At 70.5% G+C, this 3,945-nt stretch carries 3 protein-coding genes and 1 pseudogene; all 4 read right to left on the minus strand.

The window, feature by feature from the left end; translation table 11 throughout:
* On the minus strand, nt 1-588 hold a 588-nt coding region (locus JNW89_RS29950; protein ID WP_238451632.1), incomplete at its 3' end, for a DUF6114 domain-containing protein.
* 83 nt (nt 589-671) lie between these two features.
* Nucleotides 672-1,222, minus strand: a pseudogene (locus JNW89_RS29955) (DUF6230 family protein).
* Between the two features lie 447 nt (nt 1,223-1,669).
* Complete coding sequence (locus tag JNW89_RS29960) at nt 1,670-2,857, minus strand: DUF3068 domain-containing protein (RefSeq protein WP_238451633.1); 1,188 nt, start codon at nt 2,855-2,857, stop codon at nt 1,670-1,672.
* A gap of 69 nt (nt 2,858-2,926) precedes the next feature.
* The gene (locus tag JNW89_RS29965; RefSeq protein ID WP_238451634.1) at nt 2,927-3,742 is read right to left on the minus strand and encodes a bifunctional 2-polyprenyl-6-hydroxyphenol methylase/3-demethylubiquinol 3-O-methyltransferase UbiG; all 816 of its coding nucleotides are present in this window, start codon (nt 3,740-3,742) and stop codon (nt 2,927-2,929) included.
* Nucleotides 3,743-3,945: the final 203 nt, after the last annotated feature.

Below are 3,945 nucleotides of genomic sequence, written 5' to 3' on the forward strand. Positions count from 1 at the left end.
GTCGCGGGGCCCGGCCGGCGGGGCGTCGTAGCCGGCGGGAGCCGGGGCGGGCCGCTCCTGCTCGTACGCCGGCGCGTCGCCGCGCTGGTGGGGCAGGGTCGGGAGCAACTCGTCCGCCAGCGTGGGGTCGTCGGATCCGGCGGTGTCCCGGTCCTCGTCGCCCGGGGCGTCCACCGCGGTGGCGGGGGCGTCGGTCGACCTGAGCGGCGTCCAGGCGAAGCCGAGGGCGCTGCCGACCATGCCGAGCAGCAGGCCGACGAAGAAGCCGCCGAGGTTGAGACCCATCAGCGAGTAGATCGTGGTGACCGCGGCGACGATCGAGTAGAAGAGCCGCTGCCCCGGGCTGAACCAGAGCAGCAGCCCGCAGGTGAGCAGGATGACGGGGATCAGCAGCGAGTAGAGCCCGGTGGCTCCGGAGTGGAAGCTCAGGCCGTTGAGCGTCATCCGGGTGGAGGCGAACATCTCCACTCCGGCCAGCGCGGTGAACAGGCCGCCCCAGAACGGCCGGGTCCGCCGCCAGCGGCGGAACCCCCGCCAGGCCCGGCCGAGGCCACCGGCGCGGACGTGTTGCGGATCGGCGGTTGTCACGTACTCCTCCTCCTGGCGGAGCGGGTGAACGAGGGACCGGGACGTGGCCCGCGGCGCGTGCCCGCCGCGGGCCACGCTTCAGCTCAGAAGCATTCCTTGCCCTTGGCGGCGTCCCCGACGTTGACCTTCAGTCGGAGGCCGGTCAGGTTGAAGGTGGCCGCCGTGGTGTAGCGGGACACCTGCTCCAGGCCGATGATGGTGACGTGCTGGGCGTCCTGGCCGAACGAGCCGGCCTGCGCCGACGCGTTCAGGTCGGTGGCGTCGCGGCCGATCCTGATGTTGGTGAACGTCGCGTTGCCGTCCAGGCTGTCCATCGCGATCAGCATGTCCTTGGCGGTCGCCGGCTTGTCGTCACCGGCGTTGATGGTGAGGACCACCGGGAGGCCGGGCAGGTCGGTCCGGACGACTGGCAGAGCTTGTACAGCTCGGCGCTGCTGATCTCGGAGAGGGCGACGGGGTGGACCTTGCCGTTCTTCTCCTTGACGATGCCGCCGTACTGCTTGAAGCCGTCGCCCTCCAGGCGCTCAGCACCGATCTTGAAGGTCTGGCCGGAGACGGTGATGTCGGACGCGATGGCGCCGGACTGCATGCCGAACAGGACAGCGCCGGCGGCGGCCGCCGCGGGCACCATCATCGCGGCGAAACGCCGCCACCGGGTACGTCCCGGGTTCTCGATCCGATCCTGCACGGGTTCCTCCTGGGTGGGGGCGGTGCTCTTCGGGGTGGTGTGCCGGTCGGTGGACGGGGGGCGTTGCGGGCCGGGCCGTGTCACCTGTTACCGGCGGGTAACGAATGTGCGCATGATGGTGCACCGGCTGAGGCGTGGGTCACAAGACCCCACCTACGGTTCCGTAACTTGTGGACCACCCAGTGATCGCCTGTCGTCACCCACGGTGGAGCGGCACCCCGGATCCACGAGCGGATCAAGCTTCCAAAAGGGACATTCTGCCGCTGCGCCGGTAACCCAGCGCAGTCAAACCATCGATAAGTTACGATTAAGTAACAAGTGCCGAGCGTGACGACGCGAACGCGAAGAGGGCAGGTCGACGAATCGACCCGCCCTCTTCGGAGTGCTACCGCGTCAGTGCTTCTCCCGCTCGTCCGACGCCGGCCGCTGGCTCGGCACCGTCGGCTCGTTGTCCGCGCGCCAGTTCGTCGACGCGGGCGGGATCTCGTCGCTCAGCGGGCCGCCCTCGCGGTCCACGGCGGGCTGCTCGGCGGTCGGCCGCTCCTCGTCCACGACCGGCTCGTCGTACCGGGTCGGAGCGGGGGCCGGCGGGACGTCCGCGCGGTGCCGCGCCTCGCCGGCCGTGACGACCGCACCCCGGCGGGCCACCAGCAGACCGCCGATCATCAGCACCAGACCCAGCACGGCCAGGCCCACCGGGACGTAGACGCTGATCAGCTGGAGGCTGTTCCGGCTCTCCTTGGCCCGGTCGGCCGAGGCGGTGATGGTCGCGTCGTTGTACGTGAAGTCCGCGTCCAGCAGCGTCGTCGGCGTGCCGACGTTCGGGGTGAGGACCTTCTTCTGCACCTCGCGCACCTTGATGTACGACCCGGTCACCGGGTCCACCCACACGGTGCGCTGGTTGCTGTAGAGGAGCTTGGCGTCGGTGGCGCCCGGGGCGAAGGTGGCCAGCAGCGGGGTGAGCCGGCTCGGGTCGAGGGTCAGCTGCTCGTCGGTGATCACCTGCTCGAACCGGTACGTCTCGATGCCCTTGATGTTCTCCGTACCGGAGAACTTGGCGTCGCGGACCTGGCGCATGTCCCGGTCGAAGATCTTGTAGTCCCGCTTCTCGGTGTTGAAGGGGAACTTGTAGATCTGGCCGGCGAACTGGACGCCGGTGTCGCGCTGGCCGGTGTCGTCGAGCCACTGGCCCTGCCACTTCAGCGCCTCACCGGAGACCCGGTCCATGGCCAGCTTGGCGCCGTACGCGCTGACCAGCTCCTTGTTGTCGACCCGGTCCACGGTCTGACCGACCTGCCACACCACGGCCTTGCCGTCGAGGTCGCCGCCCAGCTTCGCGGTCTCGTCCTTGAGCTGGTTGACCCGGACGGTCGACCTGAGGTCGCCATTGTTGATCTTGATGGACCCGTTGTTGATCTGCAGGAACGTCGCACCGGAGGCTTCCGCCACCGACGTCGCCGCCTTCAGGTCGTAGGGGAGCTTGGTCAGCGCGGGGGTCACGACGAACACCAGCCCGGCGGCCAGCGCCAGGAGCAGTACGCCGACCCCGAACAGCACGGCACCGATGGCGCGGTGCTTCATGTTTCCTCCCTGGAGGAGCTCAATTTCGTCGTTGTCGATCAGTGGGATGGCCGCGAGGTTACTACCTGGTCACATCTGGACGCGACCCCCGGTCAGCCCAACTTTTTCCGCCTGCCCGGCAACCTCCGGCCGTTCCCCGGTCCGGCGCAGCACGAGCAGGAAGTTCCACGAGCCGATCTCCCGCGCCCCGGGAACCCGGACGATCCACCGGCCCCACCAGGGGTGATAGCGCGGTAGCGCGTCCAGCACCTCGACCTCCGGGTTGCCCCGGGCCCAGCGCAGCGCGTCGGCGATCGAGACCGGGAAGAGCGTCTCGGCGAACCGGTTCTTCGGCGGGCGCCCGTTGCGTCGCTCGTACCGCCGCCGGGCCCGCTGCCCGCCCAGGTAGTGCCAGGGCGCGGTCTCGTGCCCGCCCCACGGGGAGAGCCACGGAGTGAACGAGACGAACAGGACGCCCCCGGGCTTCGTCACCCGGGCCATCTCGTCGAGCATCCGGTGCGGCTCCGAGACGTGTTCCAGCACGTTCGACGAGAAGCAGACGTCGACGCTGCCGCTGCGTACCGGCAGCGCGGTGCCGCTGCCGCGCAGCATCCCGGCCGAGGACTCGGCCGCGGAGAAGTCGCCGACGTCCGGGTCGAGGCCCACGTAGCGGGCGCCGGCGGCGCGGAACGCCTGCGCGAAGTAGCCCGGCCCACCGCCCACGTCGAGCACCGTCCGCCCGGCCAGGCCGGTGTAGCCGGAGACCTGGCGTACCGAGTCGTCGGCCAGCAGGCCGTAGAAGTGGTCCGGGTCGGTCTGCTCGACCAGGAAGGCCCGGAACAGGGCCACCGAACGACCCAGCGTGGCGAACCGGCGGCGGGCTGCCGGTCCCTGTTCAACGGTCATCGCACTACCGTCCCGTCCTCGTCCTCACCGGCGGTCGGCCGGTAACCGTCCGCCGGAACTGTCGCACCCGCCTCGTCATCGCCCGCCGCCGGCCCGCCCGCCGTCCCACCGCGCACGCCCGACGGCGGCGCACCGATCGCGTCGGCCCCGCTCAGCCGCGTAGCCGGACGCGTCGGCCGGCGGCGCATCGGGCGCGTCGGGGC

Source organism: Micromonospora sp. 4G55 (genome assembly GCF_016803375.1).

Bases quoted from the DNA above. Each gene is read 5' to 3' on its own strand.
- JNW89_RS29960 (WP_238451633.1), bottom strand. From the start codon at position 2,857: ATGAAGCACCGCGCCATCGGTGCCGTGCTGTTCGGGGTCGGCGTACTG.
- JNW89_RS29965 (WP_238451634.1), bottom strand. From the start codon at position 3,742: ATGACCGTTGAACAGGGACCGGCAGCCCGCCGCCGGTTCGCCACGCTG.